Origin of the sequence: Streptomyces rishiriensis, from assembly GCF_003112535.1 — a bacterium.
Taxonomy (GTDB): Bacteria; Actinomycetota; Actinomycetes; order Streptomycetales; family Streptomycetaceae; genus Streptomyces; species Streptomyces rishiriensis.
This window is the reverse complement of record NZ_BEWA01000008.1, coordinates 132,899-150,764: the sequence shown is the minus strand read 5'-3', so window position 1 is coordinate 150,764 and position 17,866 is coordinate 132,899. Positions and strand designations below refer to the sequence as shown.

Sequence of the window (17,866 nt, the reverse complement as noted above, 5' to 3'; positions counted from 1 at the left end):
CAGGCCTAGGCCTGTTGCCGGACCTTCTCGGCGACCTGCGCGGGCATCGGCTCGTGCCGGGCGTACGCACGCTGGAAACGCGCCGTGCCGTGCGAGAGCGAGCGCAGGTCGACCGCGTACCGCCCGATCTCGATCTCGGGCACCTCGGCCCGCACGAGGGTGCGGTCGCCGCTGATCTGCTCGGTGCCCAGCACCCGGCCCCGCCGCCCCGACAGATCGCTCATCACAGGTCCCACGTACTCGTCGCCGACCAGGACGGACACCTCGGCCACCGGCTCCAGCAGATGGATCTTCGCGTCGGCCGCCGCCTCCCGCAGCGCGAGCGCGCCGGCCGTCTGGAACGCGGCGTCGGAGGAGTCCACCGAGTGCGCCTTGCCGTCGAGCAGCGTGATCCGGACGTCGACCAGCGGATGCCCGGCCACCACGCCCCTGGCCGCCTGCGCCCGGACGCCCTTCTCGACGGAGGGGATGAACTGGCGCGGCACCGCGCCGCCCACGACCTTGTCCACGAACTCGATGCCCGAGCCGCCCGGCAGCGGCTCCACCTCGATCTCGCACACGGCGTACTGTCCGTGCCCGCCGGACTGCTTCACGTGCCGTCCGCGCCCGGCGGCCGGCGCCGCGAACGTCTCCCGCAGGGAGACCTTGTGCGGGACGACGTCGACCTGGACGCCGTAGCGGGAGCGCAGCCGTTCCAGGGCGACGTCCGAGTGGGCCTCGCCCAGGCACCACAGGACCACCTGGTGGGTGTGCTGGTTCTGTTCCAGGCGCATCGTCGGGTCCTCGGCGACCAGCCGGCCGAGGCCCTGCGAGAGCTTGTCCTCGTCGGCCTTGCTGTGCGCCTGGATGGCCAGCGGCAGCAACGGGTCGGGCATCTGCCAGGGCTCCATGAGCAGCGGGTCGTCCTTGGCGGAGAGCGTGTCGCCGGTCTCCGCGCGGCCGAGTTTCGCCACGCACGCGAGATCGCCCGCGATGCAGTGCGTCAGGGTCCGCTGCTGCTTGCCGAACGGCGCGGACAGGGCGCCGACGCGTTCGTCGACGTCGTGGTCCTCGTGGCCGCGGTCGGCGAGGCCGTGCCCCGAGACGTGGACGGTCGCGTCGGGCTGCAGGGTGCCGGAGAAGACGCGCACGAGCGAGACCCGGCCGACATAGGGGTCGGAGGAGGTCTTCACGACCTCCGCGACGAGCGGGCCGCCGGGATCGCAGCGCTTCAGCTCGCGCGGCTCGCCGTCGACGGTCGTCACCCGGGGCGCCTCGCGCTCCAGAGGCGTCGGGAAACCCCTGGTGACCAGTTCCAGCAGCTCGACCGTGCCGAGGCCCTGCCGGGCGCCCTCGGCGGCGGGGGCCGCCGGCAGCACGGGGAAGAACGTGCCGCGCGCGACGGCCCGCTCCAGGTCCTCGACGAGGGTCTTGACGTCGATCTGCTCGCCGCCGAGATAACGGTCCATGAGGGTCTCGTCCTCGCTCTCGGCGATGATCCCCTCGATCAGCCGGTTGCGGGCCTCCTCCAGGCCCGCCAGCTGCTCCTCGCCCGGCTGGGACTCCTCGCGCCCGCCGGAGGAGTAGTCGAACAGCGTCCGGGAGAGCAGCCCGGTCAGCCCCGTCACGGGCGCGTGCCCGTCGGGACCCTCGGGCCCGCGCAGCGGCAGGTACAGCGGCAGCACGGCGTCCGGGTCGTCGCCGCCGAAGGCCTGCGCGCAGATCCGGGTCATCTCCTCGAAATCCGCGCGCGCCGCTTCCAGATGCGTGACGACGATCGCGCGGGGCATGCCGACGGCCGCGCACTCCTCCCACACCATCCGGGTCGAGCCGTCCACGCCGTCCGCCGCCGAGACGACGAAGAGGGCCGCGTCCGCGGCGCGCAGACCGGCCCTGAGCTCCCCGACGAAGTCGGCGTATCCGGGGGTGTCGAGGAGGTTGATCTTGATGCCGTCCCATTCGACGGGCACCAGGGAGAGCTGCACCGAGCGCTGCTGCCGGTGCTCGATCTCGTCGTAGTCGGAGACGGTGCCGCCGTCCTCCACACGGCCCGCCCGGTTCACCGCTCCCGCCGTGAGTGCGAGAGCCTCCACCAATGTCGTCTTGCCCGATCCGCAGTGGCCGACCAGCACCACATTCCGCACGGACGCGGGGTGGTCGGCCGCTGTAGCCCTGCCGGCGGCTCCGGGGTGTGCGTTCGCCTTGTCGCCCATTTCCTTGCCTCCCGTACACGGTGAGGTCACTGGGGGCGCGGGCACGGCGGCCCCGCGTGCGATGGCGGCTCCGGGACGCCCGCGGTCCTTCGAGCTTTCCACTCCCGTCACCGCGCGTCCATACGACGGACGTGACGCGCCCCGTGACCCGGGCGATGCCGACACGACGGGACACGGGGGGCCGGGTGCCCGACCGTCGCACATACGCGCGCGTGGCTACGATGGGCCAGCCGGTGGCCAGCAGGGGCCGCGCGGCCACACCGAACCCTCGGGAAGGCCATGCTGAACAAGTACGCGCGTGCATTCTTCACGCGTGTCCTCACACCGTTCGCCGCGTTTCTCATCCGCAGGGGCGTGAGCCCCGACACGGTCACGCTCCTCGGCACCGCCGGCGTGATCGCGGGCGCGCTGGTCTTCTATCCCAGGGGGGAGTTCTTCTGGGGCACGATCGTGATCACGCTCTTCGTGTTCTCCGACCTGGTCGACGGCAACATGGCCCGTCAGCTCGGCCGCAGCAGCCGCTGGGGCGCGTTCCTGGACTCCACGCTCGACCGGGTCGCCGACGGCGCGATCTTCGGCGGCTTCGCGCTCTGGTACGCGGGCAACGGCGACGACAACGTCCTGTGCGCCGTCTCGATCTTCTGCCTGGCCAGCGGCCAGGTGGTGTCGTACACCAAGGCGCGCGGCGAGTCGATCGGCCTGCCGGTCGCCGTGAACGGGCTCGTGGAGCGCGCGGAGCGTCTGGTGATCTCCCTGGTCGCCGCCGGCCTGGCCGGCCTGCACGGCTTCGGCGTGCCGGGCATCCAGGTGCTGCTGCCGATCGCCCTGTGGATCGTCGCCGTCGGCAGCCTGGTCACGCTGATCCAGCGCGTCGTCACGGTCCGGCGGGAGTCGGCGGAGGCCGAGGCGGCCGCGGCCCGGGAAGCCGGGGGACACGAGGCCCAGGACGAGACTCAGGACGAGACCCGGGGGAGCGAGGCCGCGAAGTGAGCGTCCAGGAGCGCCTGACCGACGCGTTGTACGGCCTCGGCTGGAGCACCGTCAAGAAGCTTCCCGAGCCGGTCGCCGTACGACTCGGCCGCACTGTCGCCGACCTGGCCTGGAAGCGGCGCGGCAAGGGCGTGCGGCGACTGGAGAGCAACTACGCGCGCGTGGTGCCGGACGCGGGCCCCCAGCGCCTGGCCGAGCTCTCGCGGGCGGGAATGCGCTCCTACCTGCGGTACTGGATGGAGTCCTTCCGGCTGCCGGCCTGGAGCGCCCAGCGCGTGCGCGGCGGCTTCGCCCCCGAGGGCCTGCACCATCTGACGGACGGCATCGCCTCCGGCCGGGGCGTCGTCCTCGCCCTGCCGCACATGGCGAACTGGGACCTGGCCGGCGCCTGGGTCACCACCGAGCTGAAGACGCCGTTCACCACCGTCGCCGAGCGCCTGAAGCCGGAGACGCTGTACGACCGGTTCGTGGCCTACCGGGAGGGCCTCGGCATGGAGGTGCTGCCGCACACCGGCGGCGCCGCGTTCGGCACCCTGGCCCGGCGGTTGCGGGAAGGCGGCCTGGTCTGCCTGGTCGCCGAGCGGGACCTGTCGGCCTCCGGCGTCGAGGTGGACTTCTTCGGGGACCGGACGCGGATGCCGGCGGGCCCCGCCCTGCTCGCCCAGCAGACCGGCGCGCTCCTGCTCCCCGTCACCCTCTGGTACGACGACTCGCCCGTCATGCAGGGCCGTGTGCACCCCCCGATCGAGACGCCCGGGTCAGGCACCCGGGCCGAGAAGACGTCTGTCATGACACAGGCGCTGGCGGATGCCTTCGCCACCGGCATCGCCGACCACCCGGAGGACTGGCACATGCTCCAGCGCTTGTGGCTCGCGGACCTGGAACCCCGCCCGTCGGACGGGGACCCGGCGTGAGAATCGGCATCGTCTGCCCCTACTCCTGGGACGTGCCCGGCGGCGTCCAGTTCCACATCCGCGACCTCGCCGAGTACTTCATCCGGCTCGGCCACGAGGTGTCCGTGCTGGCCCCGGCCGACGACGACACCCCGCTGCCCTCGTACGTCGTCTCGGCCGGCCGTGCCGTCCCGGTGCCCTACAACGGATCGGTCGCGCGCCTCAACTTCGGCTTCCTGTCCGCCGCGCGCGTGCGGCGCTGGCTGCACGACGGCGCGTTCGACGTCGTCCACATCCACGAGCCGACCTCGCCGTCCCTGGGCCTGCTGACCTGCTGGGCGGCGTCGGGGCCGATAGTGGCCACCTTCCACACGTCCAACCCCCGCTCACGCGCGATGATCGCCGCCTACTCGATCCTGCAGGCGGCCCTGGAGAAGATCAGCGCGCGGATCGCCGTCAGCGAGTACGCCCGGCGCACGCTGGTGGAGCACCTCGGCGGGGACGCGGTCGTCATCCCCAACGGCGTCGACGTCGACTTCTTCGCCGAGGCCGAGCCCAACCCCGCGTGGCAGGGCGAGACCCTCGGCTTCGTCGGCCGCATCGACGAGCCGCGCAAGGGCCTGCCGGTGCTGATGAGGGCGCTGCCGCGGATCTTCGCCGAGCGGCCGGACGCCCGGCTGCTGGTCGCCGGCCGCGGCGACGAGAAGGAGGCGGTGGCGGACCTGCCCAGGGAGCTGCGCGCCCGCGTGGAGTTCCTCGGCATGGTCAGCGACCAGGACAAGGCGCGTTTCCTGCGCAGCGTCGACGTCTACGTCGCGCCCAACACGGGCGGCGAGAGCTTCGGCATCATCCTCGTCGAGGCCATGTCGGCCGGCGCCCCGGTGCTCGCCTCCGACCTCGACGCCTTCGCCCAGGTCCTCGACCAAGGCGCGGCGGGCGAGCTGTTCGCCAACGAGGACGCGGACGCGCTGGCCGAGGCGGCGGTGCGCCTCCTGGGCGACCCCGGGCGCAGAGCGGAGCTGAGCGAGCGCGGCAGCGCCCACGTGCGCCGCTTCGACTGGTCGACCGTCGGCGCGGACATCCTCTCGGTGTACGAGACGGTCACGGGCGGCGCGGCGGCGGTGGCGGCCGAGGACGACCGGGGACCGACCGGCCTGCGCTCCAGACTCGGCCTGGCCCGGGACTGACCCGCCCGCGCTCCCGGACCCGGCCCGGACTCGGCCGGGCGCGCGAGTGACCGCCCCGGGCCGCGGTGAGTCGCGCGGGCCGGCGCCCGTCGTCCGCGGGGCGTCCGGGAGCGCAGCACGCGCGCGCGGGAGGCACGGGTAGCCTTGCCGCCCGTGACCGCAACCCTCATCTGGACCCTGGCCGTCCTCGTCGCGATCGGCCTCTACCTGAGCTGGACGGCGGGACGGCTGGACCGGCTGCACGCCCGCATCGACGCCGCCCGCGCCGCGCTGGACGCGCAGCTCCTGCGCCGTGCCTCGGTGGCGCAGGAGCTGGCCACCTCCAAGGTCCTCGATCCCGCGGCCTCGATCGTGCTGTACGAGGCCGCGCACGCCGCCCGGCAGGCCGAGGAGGAGCAGCGGGAGGTCGCCGAGAGCGAGCTCAGCCAGGCCCTGCGGGCCGTCTTCGCGGACGTCCAGCAGCTGGAGGCGGTGCGCGTGGCGCCCGGGGGAGAGGCGGCGGCCCGCGAGCTCACGGAGGCCGTCCGCCGGGTCCCCATGGCCCGTCGCTTCCACAACGACGCCGTGGGCGCGGCCCGCAGACTGCGCCAACACCGCAAGGTGCGCTGGTTCCGGCTCGCCGGCCACGCCCCGTTCCCGCTGGCGTTCGAGATGGACGACGAACCGCCGGCCGCCCTGATGGACCGAGCCTGACGAAAAGGATCCACCGGCTGTTCATTGGCCCTTGCTGTGGACTGGTCCACTCGCGTTTCCTCAGCTGCACAAATCCTCTTTTAAACGAGCGAGGTCTCTCCGTGTCCAGCACGATCTCCGAAAACCAGACCCCCGAGACCGGCACCGCGCGCGTGAAGCGCGGCATGGCCGAGCAGCTCAAGGGCGGCGTGATCATGGACGTCGTCACGCCGGAGCAGGCGAAGATCGCCGAGGACGCGGGCGCCGTCGCCGTCATGGCGCTGGAGCGGGTCCCGGCCGACATCCGCAAGGACGGCGGCGTGGCCCGCATGTCCGACCCGGACATGATCGAAGGCATCATCGAGGCCGTGTCGATCCCGGTCATGGCCAAGTCCCGCATCGGCCACTTCGTCGAGGCCCAGGTGCTGCAGTCGCTCGGCGTGGACTACATCGACGAGTCCGAGGTCCTCACCCCGGCCGACGAGGTCAACCACAGCGACAAGTTCGCGTTCACGACCCCGTTCGTCTGCGGCGCCACCAACCTGGGCGAGGCCCTGCGCCGCATCGCCGAGGGCGCCGCGATGATCCGCTCCAAGGGCGAGGCCGGCACCGGCAACGTCGTCGAGGCCGTCCGCCACCTGCGTCAGATCAAGAACGAGATCGCCCGTCTGCGCGGCTTCGACAACAACGAGCTGTACGCCGCCGCCAAGGACCTGCGCGCCCCCTACGAGCTCGTCAAGGAGGTCGCCGAACTCGGCAAGCTCCCGGTCGTGCTGTTCTCCGCCGGCGGCGTGGCCACCCCGGCCGACGCCGCGCTGATGCGCCAGCTCGGCGCCGAGGGCGTCTTCGTCGGCTCCGGCATCTTCAAGTCCGGCGACCCGGCCAAGCGCGCCGCCGCCATCGTGAAGGCCACCACCTTCTACGACGACCCGAAGATCATCGCGGACGCGTCCCGCAACCTCGGCGAGGCCATGGTCGGCATCAACTGCGACACCCTGCCCGAGTCCGAGCGCTACGCCAACCGCGGCTGGTAACGAGCTCATGAGCAACGAAGCCCCTGTCGTGGGCGTCCTGGCCCTCCAGGGCGACGTACGGGAGCACCTCGTCGCCCTGGCCGCGGCCGACGCCGTGGCCAGGCCGGTGCGGCGCCCCGAGGAACTGGCCGAGGTCGACGGCCTCGTCCTGCCCGGCGGCGAGTCCACGACCATCTCCAAGCTGGCCGTCCTCTTCGACGTGATGGAGCCTCTCCGCGCGCGCGTGCGCGCCGGGATGCCCGTCTACGGCACCTGCGCGGGCCTGATCCTGCTCGCCGACAAGATCCTCGACCCGCGCTCCGGCCAGGAGACCGTCGGCGGCATCGACATGATCGTGCGGCGCAACGCCTTCGGACGGCAGAACGAGTCCTTCGAGGCGGCGGTGGACGTCAAGGGCGTCGCGGGCGCTCCCGTGGACGGCGTGTTCATCCGCGCCCCCTGGGTGGAGTCCGTCGGTGCGGCGGCCGAGGTGCTCGCCGAGCACGACGGTCACATCGTCGCGGTCCGTCAGGGCAACGCGCTCGCCACGTCGTTCCACCCGGAGCTGACCGGCGACCACCGCGTGCACGCGCTGTTCGTCGACATGGTCCGCGCGAACCGGGCGGCCGAGTCCTTGTAGGATTCGGGGGTCCCCAGGCTCTCGATGTCCGGGGACGTTCGGACGAGACGGGTTACGCGAAGGAGACAGGCAGATGTCCGGCCACTCTAAATGGGCTACGACGAAGCACAAGAAGGCCGTGATCGACGCCAAGCGCGGCAAGCTCTTCGCGAAGCTGATCAAGAACATCGAGGTCGCGGCGCGCATGGGCGGCGTGGACCTGGAAGGCAACCCCACGCTGTACGACGCCGTGCAGAAGGCGAAGAAGTCGTCGGTTCCGAACAAGAACATCGACTCCGCGATCAAGCGCGGCGGCGGTCTCGAAGCGGGCGGCGCCGACTACGAGACGATCATGTACGAGGGCTACGGCCCGAACGGCGTGGCCGTGCTCATCGAGTGCCTCACGGACAACCGCAACCGCGCCGCCTCCGACGTGCGCGTCGCGATGACCCGCAACGGCGGCTCCATGGCCGACCCGGGCTCCGTGTCGTACCTCTTCAACCGCAAGGGCGTCGTGATCGTCCCCAAGGGCGAGCTGGGCGAGGACGACGTGCTGGGCGCGGTGCTCGACGCGGGCGCCGAGGAGGTCAACGACCTCGGCGAGTCCTTCGAGGTGCTCAGCGAGGCCACCGACCTGGTCGCGGTCCGCACGGCCCTCCAGGACGCCGGCATCGACTACGACTCCGCCGACGCCAACTTCGTCCCGACCATGCAGGTCGAGCTGGACGAGGACGGCGCGCGCAAGATCTTCAAGCTGATCGACGCGCTGGAGGACAGCGACGACGTGCAGAACGTCTTCGCCAACTTCGACGTCAGCGACGAGGTCATGGAGAAGGTCGACGCGTAGGGCCGCCGCGAACTGAGCGGATCCGTCGGGCCGGTGGGACACGTCCTACCGGCCCGACGTCGTTGTCGGTGCCAGCGGATAGCCTGACGACGTCAGAGATCGGACGGACGACGCCAGAGGTCACCGGGCGGCGTCCGCCCAGCGGTGAAGGGGAGGGGTGCGTGCGGGTACTGGGTGTGGACCCCGGACTGACCCGGTGCGGCGTCGGCGTGGTCGAGGGAGTCGCGGGCCGACCGCTCACCATGCTCGGCGTGGGCGTCGTACGGACGCCGAGCGACGCCGAGTTGGGGCAGCGCCTGGTCGCCGTGGAGCAGGGCATCGAACGCTGGCTGGACGAGCACCGTCCTGAATTCGTCGCCGTGGAGCGGGTGTTCAGCCAGCACAACGTGCGCACCGTCATGGGCACCGCCCAGGCCAGCGCTGTCGCGATGCTGTGCGCGGCCCGCCGCGGCATCCCCGTCGCCCTGCACACCCCCAGCGAGGTCAAGGCCGCCGTCACCGGCAGCGGCCGCGCCGACAAGGCCCAGGTCGGCGCGATGGTCACGCGCCTGCTCCGGCTCGACGCGCCCCCCAAGCCGGCCGACGCCGCGGACGCCCTGGCGCTCGCCATCTGCCACATCTGGCGCGCCCCCGCCCAGAACCGGCTCCAGCAGGCCGTCGCCCTGCACGCGACCCGGTCCCCGATCACTTCGAAAGGCCGTACGGCATGATCGCCTTCGTCAGCGGCACGGTCGCCGCACTCGCCCCCGACTCCGCGGTGGTCGAGGTGGGCGGCGTGGGCATGGCCCTGCAGTGCTCGCCGAACACGCTGTCCACGCTCCGGCTCGGCCGCCCGGCCAAGCTCGCCACCTCCCTCGTCGTACGGGAGGACTCGCTGACCCTGTACGGCTTCGTGGACGACGACGAACGCCAGGTCTTCGAGCTGCTGCAGACCGCGAGCGGCGTCGGCCCGCGACTGGCCCAGGCCATGCTGGCGGTGCACGCTCCGGACGCGCTGCGCCGGGCCGTGGCCACGGGCGACGAGAAGGCGCTGATCGCGGTGCCGGGCATCGGCAAGAAGGGCGCCCAGAAGCTGCTGATCGAACTCAAGGACAGGCTGGGCGAGCCGGTCGGCGCCCCCGTGGTCGGCGCGCCGGTCACCAGCGGCTGGCGCGATCAGCTGCACGCCGCCCTGATCGGCCTCGGCTACGCGACCCGGGAGGCGGACGAGGCGGTCGTCGCCGTGACCCCGCAGGCCGAGGCCGCCGGCGGCGCGCCCCAGGTGGGCCAGCTGCTGAAGGCCGCCCTGCAGACCCTGAACCGCGCCCGCTAGGAGAAACGTCAGTGAACTGGGACGACACGAGCGACGAGACCGCCCCCGAGCGGCTCGCCGGCCCCGCCGAGGAACGGCTGGTGGGCTCTGTCGCCGACGGGGAGGACCAGGCGGTCGAGGCCGCCCTGCGCCCCAAGGACCTGGGCGAGTTCATCGGTCAGGAGAAGGTCCGCGAACAGCTCGACCTCGTCCTGCGCGCCGCACGCGCGCGCGGCGCGACCGCCGACCACGTGCTGCTCTCGGGCGCACCCGGCCTGGGCAAGACCACCCTGTCGATGATCATCGCCGCCGAGATGGGCGCCCCGATCCGCATCACCAGCGGTCCCGCCATCCAGCACGCGGGCGACCTCGCGGCGATCCTGTCCTCCCTGCAGGAGGGCGAGGTCCTCTTCCTCGACGAGATCCACCGCATGTCCCGGCCCGCCGAGGAGATGCTGTACATGGCGATGGAGGACTTCCGCGTCGACGTCATCGTCGGCAAGGGGCCCGGTGCCACCGCCATCCCCCTCGAACTGCCCCCCTTCACCCTGGTCGGCGCCACCACGCGCGCGGGCCTGCTGCCGCCCCCGCTGCGCGACCGGTTCGGCTTCACCGCCCACATGGAGTTCTACGAGCCCGGCGAACTGCAGCGCGTGATCCACCGCTCCGCCGACCTGCTCGACGTGGAGATCGACCCGGCCGGCGCCGCCGAGATCGCCGGCCGCTCCCGCGGCACCCCCCGTATCGCCAACCGTCTGCTGCGCCGGGTGCGCGACTACGCACAGGTCAAGGCCGACGGGAGCGTCACCCGTGAGATCGCGGCGGCGGCCCTCAAGGTCTACGAGGTGGACGAGCGCGGCCTGGACCGCCTGGACCGCGCGGTCCTGGAAGCCCTGCTGAAGCTGTTCGCCGGCGGGCCGGTCGGCCTGTCCACCCTCGCCGTGGCGGTGGGGGAGGAGCGCGAGACCGTCGAGGAGGTCGCCGAGCCGTTCCTCGTCAGGGAGGGCCTGCTGGCCCGTACGCCGCGGGGAAGGGTGGCCACTCCGGCGGCGTGGACGCATCTCGGGCTCACCCCGACGCGCCCCCAGGCGCTGGGGGGCGGACAACCCGGCCTGTTCGGCACGTGACGGGCGGGGCCGCGGCCGGGCTTTGGCCGGGTGGGGAACCCAGGTGCCATGCTGAGCGTTGTTCACTGCGCGCGGACTCGCTTAGACTCCGCCGATGCCGCCGTTGTCGGCAGCACACAACCCCCATCCATGAGGCCGCTCAAGCGTCGCGGTCGTTTGAAGGAAGTTCCGACCCGTGAGTCCTGTGACCCTCCTCCCGTTCATCGTGCTCATCGGGGCCATGTTCCTGATGACCCGGTCGGCCAAGAAGAAGCAGCAGCAAGCGGCCGCCATGCGAAACGACCTGCAGCCCGGCAGTGGTGTCCGCACCATCGGGGGCATGTACGCGACGGTCAAGGAGGTCAATGACGACACCCTCCTCCTCGATGCGGGGCCGGGAGTGGAACTGCTCTTCGCGAAGAACGCGATCGGCGCCGTCCTGACCGACGACGAGTACAACCGCATCGTGCACGGCGTCGAGCACGACCTGAAGTCCGACACCGACATCGTCCCCGACGACGCCTCCTCCCTCACCGAGTCCGCCGACACCGACGACTCCGCCGACGAAGCTGCCGCCGCCTCCGACGAGAAGGTTGTCGACCTCGGCAAGAAGGACGGACCCGACGAGGTCCGGGAGAAGGCCGCCGAGGCCGAGCAGGCCGACGCCGACGAAGAGCCGAAGAAGACCGACGGCGACTCCGACACGAAGAAGTAGCCCCGTCCCCGGCGCACACGGGCCGTACCCGTACGCGCCGGGGCGCGCGCATCTCGCCAGGGGATCCCGACACCATGTCATGGCCGCGGCCGCGCTGACCCGGCGCGAGGCGGCCCGAGAGGGAGTACGAGAAGGTGGCAGCACCTAAGAAGGGCCGGAGCGCGAGTGCCCAGAGCAAGCCAGGGCGCTCGCTGGCCCTGATCCTGATCGCCATCGTGGGGCTCACCGGAGGCATGTTCGCCTCCGGTCACACCACTCCGCGTCTCGGCATCGACCTTGCCGGCGGTACCAGCATCACGCTGGAGGCGAAGGCCGACCAGGGATCCGCGATCAACAAGGCCAACTTGGACACCGCGGTCGACATCATGAACCGCCGTGTCAACGGGCTGGGCGTCTCCGAGGCGGAGGTGCAGAGGCAGGGCGACCGCAACATCATCGTCAACATCCCCAAGGGCACCAACTCCGAGGAAGCCCGCCAGCAGGTGGGCACCACAGCCAAGCTGTACTTCCGTCCGGTCCTGTCCCAGGAGCCCACCGGCTCCGCCGCCGCCACCCCGTCGCCGAGCGCCTCCGCGAGCGGTGCGTCGAGCGCGTCCCCGAGCCCTTCGGCGAGCGCCTCCGGCACCGGCGAGAAGGCGACCTCCTCGACGTCCCCCTCGGCCTCGCCCACCGCGCAGGGCCGCGCCGTCACCGACGGCCTGAAGGCCGACGCCACCCCGTCGGCCTCCGCCGGCAGCAAGACGGGCTCCTCCCCGAGCCCGTCGGCCGCGCCGAGCGGCGGCGCCTCCACCGGCGGGAACGCCGCGCTGCAGGCCAAGTACGCGACCCTGGACTGCTCCAAGGCAGCCGTGCGCACCAAGGCCGGCGAGGGCGTCAAGCCCGGCGACGCGACCGTGGCATGCGGTGAGGTCGACAAGGTCTGGTACAAGTACCTCCTCGGCCCGGCCGCCGTCGACGGTACGGACGTCAAGAAGGCCCAGGCCGTCTTCGACACGCAGGGCGCGGCCGGCTGGCAGGTCAACATGACCTTCACGTCCGGCGGCGCCAAGAAGTTCTCCACGATCACGGGTCAGCTCGCGCAGAACCAGCGGCCGCAGAACGAGTTCGCGATCGTGCTCGACGGCGACGTCGTCTCCAGCCCGTACGTGCAGAACGCGATCACCGGCGGCCAGGCCCAGATCTCCGGCAGCTTCAAGCAGGACGAGGCCCAGAGCCTGGCCAACATGCTGTCGTACGGTGCGCTCCCGCTCTCCTTCAAGGAGCAGAGCGTCACCACCGTGACCGCGGCGCTCGGCGGCGACCAGCTGCACGCCGGTCTGCTCGCGGGCGCCATCGGTCTCGCCCTGGTCGTTCTGTACCTGGTGGCCTACTACCGCGGTCTGTCGCTCATCGCGATGGCCTCGCTGCTGGTCTCCGCCGCCCTCACCTACGTGATCATGGCGTTGCTGGGCCCGGCCATCGGCTTCGCGCTGAACCTGCCGGCGGTCTGCGGCGCCATCGTCGCCATCGGCATCACGGCGGACTCCTTCATCGTGTACTTCGAACGGGTCCGGGACGAGATCCGCGAGGGCCGCACCCTGCGCCCGGCCGTCGAGCGCGCCTGGCCGCGCGCCCGGCGCACCATCCTGGTCTCCGACTTCGTGTCGTTCCTCGCCGCCGCGGTGCTCTTCATCGTCACCGTCGGCAAGGTCCAGGGCTTCGCGTTCACGCTGGGCCTGACCACCGTCCTCGACGTGGTCGTGGTCTTCTTCTTCACCAAGCCGCTGATGACGCTCATCGCCCGGCGGAAGTTCTTCGCGAACGGCCACAAGTGGTCCGGCCTCGACCCGAAGGGCCTGGGCGCCAAACCGCCGATCCGCCGCACCCGCCGTCCCTCCGGTCCTGGCGCCGGCCCCGTCGAGACGAAGGAGGCGTGAGCGATGTCGAAACTCGGCAATCTCGGCGCCCGACTGCACCGTGGCGAGGTCAGCTATGACTTCATCGGCCACCGCAAGCTCTGGTACGGCATCTCGATCCTGATCACCATCACGGCCGTCCTCGGCCTGGCGGTGCGCGGCCTGAACATGGGCATCGACTTCCAGGGCGGCGCCGTCTTCACCACCGAGAAGACCAGCGTCTCCGTCTCCCAGGCCGAGGAGTACGCGAAGACGGCGTCCGGCCACGACGCGGTCGTGCAGAAGCTGGGCAACGGCACGCTGCGCATCCAGATCGCCGGCATGGACATCCAGCAGTCCAACAAGATCAAGTCCGACCTCGCCCAGGACTTCAAGGCCGACCCGGAGACGATCACCGCCGAACTGGTCGGCCCCAGCTGGGGCGACCAGATCGCCAGCAAGGCCTGGCAGGGCCTGGCGATCTTCATGGTGCTGGTCGTGATCTACCTGGCGATCGCCTTCGAGTGGCGCATGGCCATCGCGGCCCTCGTCGCCCTGATCCACGACATCACCATCACCGTGGGCATCTACGCCCTCGTCGGGTTCGAGGTCACGCCCGGCACGGTGATCGGTCTGCTGACGATCCTCGGTTACTCGCTGTACGACACGGTCGTCGTCTTCGACTCCCTCAAGGAGCAGACGAAGGACCTCACCAAGCAGACCCGCTTCACCTACAGCGAGATCGCCAACCGCTCGATCAACGGCACCCTGGTCCGCTCCATCAACACCACGGTCGTCGCCCTGCTCCCGGTGGCGGGCCTGCTGTTCATCGGCGGCGGCTTCCTCGGCGCGGGCACGCTCAACGACATCTCGCTGTCGCTGTTCGTCGGTCTCGCCGCCGGCGCCTACTCGTCGATCTTCATCGCCACGCCGCTCGTCGCCGACCTCAAGGAGCGCGAGCCGCAGATCAAGGCGCTGAGGAAGCGTGTCCTGGCCAAGCGCGCCCAGGGCGGCAACGAGCCGCAGACGGTCGAGGCGCCCGGCGCCGACGACTACGACGACGAGCCCGAGGACGCCGCGCCGGCGGTCGTCGGACCGCGCAACCAGCCTTCGTCCCGTGGCCGCGGCCGCGGCCGTCCCTCGGGGAAGCGCCGATGACCGAGACCACCGACATCACGACGCTGCTGCTCAGCCGCATACGTGACGTGGCCGACTACCCGGAGCCGGGCGTGATGTTCAAGGACATCACCCCGCTTCTGGCGGACCCCACGGCGTTCACCGCGCTCACCGACGCCTTCGCGGACATCGCCGTCCGTACCGGCGCCACCAAGATCGTCGGCCTGGAGGCCCGGGGCTTCATCCTGGGCGCCCCGGTCGCCGTCCGCGCGGGCCTGGGCTTCATCCCCGTGCGCAAGGCGGGCAAGCTCCCCGGCGCGACCCTCGGCCAGGCCTACGACCTGGAGTACGGCTCGGCCGAGATCGAGGTGCACGCGGAGGACCTGAGCACCGGCGACCGGGTGCTCATCGTCGACGACGTGCTGGCCACCGGCGGCACCGCCGAGGCGTCGATCCAGCTCATCCACCGGGCGGGCGCCGAGGTCGCGGGCGTCGCCGTCCTCATGGAACTGGGCTTCCTCGCCGGCCGGCCCAGGCTGGAGGCGGCCCTCGGCGGGGCTCCTCTGGAGTCACTGCTGACCATCTGACGAGCGCCGTACGCGAGCGGGCGGGCACCGGAGGAATCCGGCGCCCGCCTCTTGCGTTTCCCCGGGTGGACGGCCCTCTCACCGGCCTGAAGGCGATCCCGGAGCCCAGGATCGCTACGATGGGTCCTCCGGAGCCTGACCGGGGACCCGGATCGCGCACGAGGAGTCCTCTTGCCAGACGAGGCCCAGCACCTGACCGCCGCCAAGCCCGAGTCCGCCTCGGGCCCCGCGGCCGCGCCCGCGTCGCACGCGTCGCCCGCGCAGGACGACAGCCGCGGGCCGGTCGAGCACGACCGTTCCGCGCCCGTCGACAAGCCGGACGAGCAGCCGCGCCCCAAGCCGGCCACGCCCGAGCCCTCCTCGGCCGCGCCGCCCGCCCGCCCGGCCGCCGCGCAGCCGCCCGCCCGCTCCGGCTCCTCCAACCGCGTCCGCGCCCGTCTCGCCCGGCTCGGCGTCCAGCGCCAGAACCCGTACAACCCGGTCCTGGAGCCGCTGCTGCGGATAGTGCGCAGCAACGACCCCAAGATCGAGACGGCGACGCTGCGCCAGATCGAGAAGTCCTACCAGGTCGCCGAGCGCTGGCACCGCGGCCAGAAGCGCAAGAGCGGCGACCCGTACATCACGCACCCGCTCGCCGTGACGACGATCCTCGCCGAGCTGGGCATGGACCCGGCGACGCTCATGGCGGGCCTGCTACACGACACCGTCGAGGACACCGAGTACGGCCTGGAGGACCTGCGCCGCGACTTCGGCGACCAGGTCGCCCTGCTGGTCGACGGCGTCACCAAGCTCGACAAGGTCAAGTTCGGCGAGGCCGCGCAGGCCGAGACCGTGCGCAAGATGGTCGTCGCCATGGCCAAGGACCCGCGTGTCCTGGTCATCAAGCTCGCCGACCGGCTGCACAACATGCGCACCATGCGTTACCTCAAGCGCGAGAAGCAGGAGAAGAAGGCGCGCGAGACGCTGGAGATCTACGCGCCCCTCGCCCACCGTCTCGGCATGAACACCATCAAGTGGGAACTGGAGGACCTCGCCTTCGCGATCCTCTACCCCAAGATGTACGACGAGATCGTACGGCTGGTGGCCGAAAGAGCACCGAAGCGTGACGAGTACCTGGCCATAGTGACCGACGAGGTCCAGGCCGACCTGCGCGCCGCACGCATCAAGGCGACCGTCACCGGCCGCCCGAAGCACTACTACAGCGTCTACCAGAAGATGATCGTCCGCGGCCGTGACTTCGCGGAGATCTACGACCTGGTGGGCATCCGCGTCCTCGTGGACACCGTCCGCGACTGCTACGCGGCCCTCGGCACCGTGCACGCGCGATGGAACCCGGTCCCCGGCCGGTTCAAGGACTACATCGCGATGCCCAAGTTCAACATGTACCAGTCGCTGCACACGACGGTCATCGGCCCCAACGGCAAGCCCGTCGAACTCCAGATCCGCACGTTCGACATGCACCGCCGCGCCGAGTACGGCATCGCCGCGCACTGGAAGTACAAGCAGGAGGCCGTGGCCGGCGCCTCCAAGGTGCGCTCGGACCAGCCGAGGGCCACCGGCAAGGACGACCACCTCAACGACATGGCCTGGCTGCGCCAGCTCCTGGACTGGCAGAAGGAGACCGAGGACCCGGGCGAGTTCCTGGAGTCCCTGCGCTTCGACCTGTCGCGCAACGAGGTCTTCGTCTTCACCCCCAAGGGCGACGTCATAGCGCTGCCGGCCGGGGCCACGCCGGTCGACTTCTCCTACGCGGTCCACACCGAGGTCGGCCACCGCACGATAGGAGCCCGCGTCAACGGGCGCCTGGTGCCGCTGGAGTCGACCCTGGACAACGGCGACCTGGTGGAGGTCTTCACCTCCAAGGCGGCCGGGGCCGGCCCCTCCCGGGACTGGCTGAACTTCGTCAAGTCGCCGCGCGCCCGGAACAAGATCCGGGCCTGGTTCTCCAAGGAGCGCCGCGACGAGGCGATCGAACAGGGCAAGGACGCCATCGCGCGCGCGATGCGCAAGCAGAACCTGCCGATCCAGCGCATCCTCACCGGCGACTCCCTCGTCACCCTCGCGCACGAGATGCGCTACCCGGACATCTCCTCGCTGTACGCGGCGATCGGCGAGGGCCATGTGGCCGCGCAGAACGTGGTGCAGAAGCTGGTGCAGGCGCTCGGCGGCGAGGAGGCGGCCTCCGAGGAGATGGACGAGGCGGTCCCGCCGTCCCGCGCCCGTGGCCGCAAGCGGCGCAGCAACCAGGACCCGGGCGTGGTCGTCAAGGGCGTCGACGACGTCTGGGTCAAGCTGGCACGCTGCTGCACCCCGGTCCCCGGCGACCCGATCATCGGCTTCGTCACGCGCGGGAGCGGCGTATCGGTTCACCGCAGCGACTGCGTCAACGTGGAGTCACTGTCCCGGGAGCCGGAGCGCATCCTCGACGTCGAGTGGGCGCCGACGCAGTCCTCGGTCTTCCTGGTCGCCATCCAGGTCGAGGCCCTGGACCGGTCCCGGCTCCTCTCGGACGTCACCCGGGTGCTCTCCGACCAGCACGTCAACATCCTGTCCGCGGCCGTCCAGACCTCCCGGGACCGGGTGGCGACCTCCCGCTTCACCTTCGAGATGGGCGACCCCAAGCACCTGGGGCACGTCCTGAAGGCCGTACGCGGGGTCGAGGGCGTCTACGACGTGTACCGGGTGACATCGGCCCGCAGGCCGTAGCCGAGCGCACGAGAGGCCCCCGTACACGAGGTACGGGGGCCTTGTCGTCGTACGGCCG

General features: G+C 71.4%; 15 protein-coding genes and 1 pseudogene. 15 read left to right on the top strand and 1 reads right to left on the bottom strand.

Annotation, left to right across the window (positions count from 1 at the left end):
* Nucleotides 1-5: 5 nt before the first annotated feature.
* Nucleotides 6-2,192: an elongation factor G-like protein EF-G2 gene (locus Sri02f_RS14940; RefSeq protein ID WP_109001664.1), complete on the bottom strand. Its 2,187-nt coding sequence runs from the start codon at nucleotides 2,190-2,192 to the stop codon at nucleotides 6-8.
* Nucleotides 2,193-2,413: 221 nt separating this feature from the next.
* Here Sri02f_RS14940 and pgsA point away from each other — a divergent pair.
* The 15 genes and pseudogenes from pgsA (at nucleotide 2,414) to Sri02f_RS14865 (ending at nucleotide 17,808) form a co-directional block, all read left to right on the top strand.
* Nucleotides 2,414-3,182: pseudogene (gene pgsA, locus Sri02f_RS14935) on the top strand (phosphatidylinositol phosphate synthase).
* Complete coding sequence (locus Sri02f_RS14930) at nucleotides 3,179-4,096, top strand: phosphatidylinositol mannoside acyltransferase (RefSeq protein ID WP_109001662.1); 918 nt, start codon at nucleotides 3,179-3,181, stop codon at nucleotides 4,094-4,096. Before pgsA ends, Sri02f_RS14930 begins: the two are co-directional and overlap by 4 nt.
* Nucleotides 4,093-5,262, top strand: a complete 1,170-nt coding sequence (locus Sri02f_RS14925; protein WP_109001660.1) for a glycosyltransferase family 4 protein — start codon at nucleotides 4,093-4,095, stop codon at nucleotides 5,260-5,262. Before Sri02f_RS14930 ends, Sri02f_RS14925 begins: the two co-directional genes overlap by 4 nt.
* Before the next feature lie 153 nt (nucleotides 5,263-5,415).
* The gene (locus Sri02f_RS14920) at nucleotides 5,416-5,955 is read left to right on the top strand and encodes a LemA family protein (protein ID WP_109001659.1); all 540 of its coding nucleotides are present in this window, start codon (nucleotides 5,416-5,418) and stop codon (nucleotides 5,953-5,955) included.
* A gap of 101 nt (nucleotides 5,956-6,056) precedes the next feature.
* A complete protein-coding gene (gene pdxS / locus Sri02f_RS14915) occupies nucleotides 6,057-6,968 on the top strand; it encodes a pyridoxal 5'-phosphate synthase lyase subunit PdxS (RefSeq protein WP_109001658.1) in 912 nt (303 codons plus the stop codon).
* Between the two features lie 7 nt (nucleotides 6,969-6,975).
* On the top strand, nucleotides 6,976-7,587 hold the full coding sequence (gene pdxT, locus Sri02f_RS14910; RefSeq protein ID WP_109001657.1) for a pyridoxal 5'-phosphate synthase glutaminase subunit PdxT: 612 nt from the start codon (nucleotides 6,976-6,978) through the stop codon (nucleotides 7,585-7,587).
* Nucleotides 7,588-7,660: 73 nt separating this feature from the next.
* Nucleotides 7,661-8,413: a YebC/PmpR family DNA-binding transcriptional regulator gene (locus Sri02f_RS14905; RefSeq protein ID WP_109001656.1), complete on the top strand. Its 753-nt coding sequence runs from the start codon at nucleotides 7,661-7,663 to the stop codon at nucleotides 8,411-8,413.
* A gap of 161 nt (nucleotides 8,414-8,574) precedes the next feature.
* Nucleotides 8,575-9,123, top strand: a complete 549-nt coding sequence (gene ruvC / locus Sri02f_RS14900; protein WP_109001655.1) for a crossover junction endodeoxyribonuclease RuvC — start codon at nucleotides 8,575-8,577, stop codon at nucleotides 9,121-9,123.
* On the top strand, nucleotides 9,120-9,725 hold the full coding sequence (ruvA, locus tag Sri02f_RS14895) for a Holliday junction branch migration protein RuvA (RefSeq protein WP_109001654.1): 606 nt from the start codon (nucleotides 9,120-9,122) through the stop codon (nucleotides 9,723-9,725). The genes ruvC and ruvA overlap by 4 nt, the downstream gene beginning before the upstream one ends.
* Nucleotides 9,726-9,736: 11 nt before the next feature.
* Complete coding sequence (gene ruvB, locus Sri02f_RS14890) at nucleotides 9,737-10,831, top strand: Holliday junction branch migration DNA helicase RuvB (RefSeq protein WP_109001653.1); 1,095 nt, start codon at nucleotides 9,737-9,739, stop codon at nucleotides 10,829-10,831.
* A 175-nt stretch (nucleotides 10,832-11,006) separates the two neighbouring features.
* Complete coding sequence (gene yajC, locus Sri02f_RS14885; protein WP_109001652.1) at nucleotides 11,007-11,525, top strand: preprotein translocase subunit YajC; 519 nt, start codon at nucleotides 11,007-11,009, stop codon at nucleotides 11,523-11,525.
* Nucleotides 11,526-11,659: 134 nt separating this feature from the next.
* Nucleotides 11,660-13,441: a protein translocase subunit SecD gene (gene secD, locus Sri02f_RS14880; protein ID WP_174855652.1), complete on the top strand. Its 1,782-nt coding sequence runs from the start codon at nucleotides 11,660-11,662 to the stop codon at nucleotides 13,439-13,441.
* A gap of 3 nt (nucleotides 13,442-13,444) precedes the next feature.
* Complete coding sequence (gene secF / locus Sri02f_RS14875; RefSeq protein ID WP_109001650.1) at nucleotides 13,445-14,557, top strand: protein translocase subunit SecF; 1,113 nt, start codon at nucleotides 13,445-13,447, stop codon at nucleotides 14,555-14,557.
* Nucleotides 14,554-15,102 carry an adenine phosphoribosyltransferase gene (locus Sri02f_RS14870; protein WP_109001649.1) on the top strand — a complete coding sequence of 183 codons (549 nt, stop codon included), beginning with the start codon at nucleotides 14,554-14,556 and terminating at the stop codon, nucleotides 15,100-15,102. Before secF ends, Sri02f_RS14870 begins: the two co-directional genes overlap by 4 nt.
* Before the next feature lie 171 nt (nucleotides 15,103-15,273).
* Entirely contained in the window at nucleotides 15,274-17,808 is a 2,535-nt protein-coding gene (locus Sri02f_RS14865) for a RelA/SpoT family protein (RefSeq protein WP_109001648.1), read from the top strand.
* The last annotated feature ends 58 nt before the right edge of the window (nucleotides 17,809-17,866 follow it).

Bases quoted from the DNA above. Each gene is read 5' to 3' on its own strand.
- ruvA (WP_109001654.1), top strand. From the start codon at position 9,120: ATGATCGCCTTCGTCAGCGGCACGGTCGCCGCACTCGCCCCCGACTCC.
- Sri02f_RS14905 (WP_109001656.1), top strand. From the start codon at position 7,661: ATGTCCGGCCACTCTAAATGGGCTACGACGAAGCACAAGAAGGCCGTG.
- Sri02f_RS14870 (WP_109001649.1), top strand. From the start codon at position 14,554: ATGACCGAGACCACCGACATCACGACGCTGCTGCTCAGCCGCATACGT.
- Sri02f_RS14940 (WP_109001664.1), bottom strand. From the start codon at position 2,192: ATGGGCGACAAGGCGAACGCACACCCCGGAGCCGCCGGCAGGGCTACA.
- pdxT (WP_109001657.1), top strand. From the start codon at position 6,976: ATGAGCAACGAAGCCCCTGTCGTGGGCGTCCTGGCCCTCCAGGGCGAC.
- secF (WP_109001650.1), top strand. From the start codon at position 13,445: ATGTCGAAACTCGGCAATCTCGGCGCCCGACTGCACCGTGGCGAGGTC.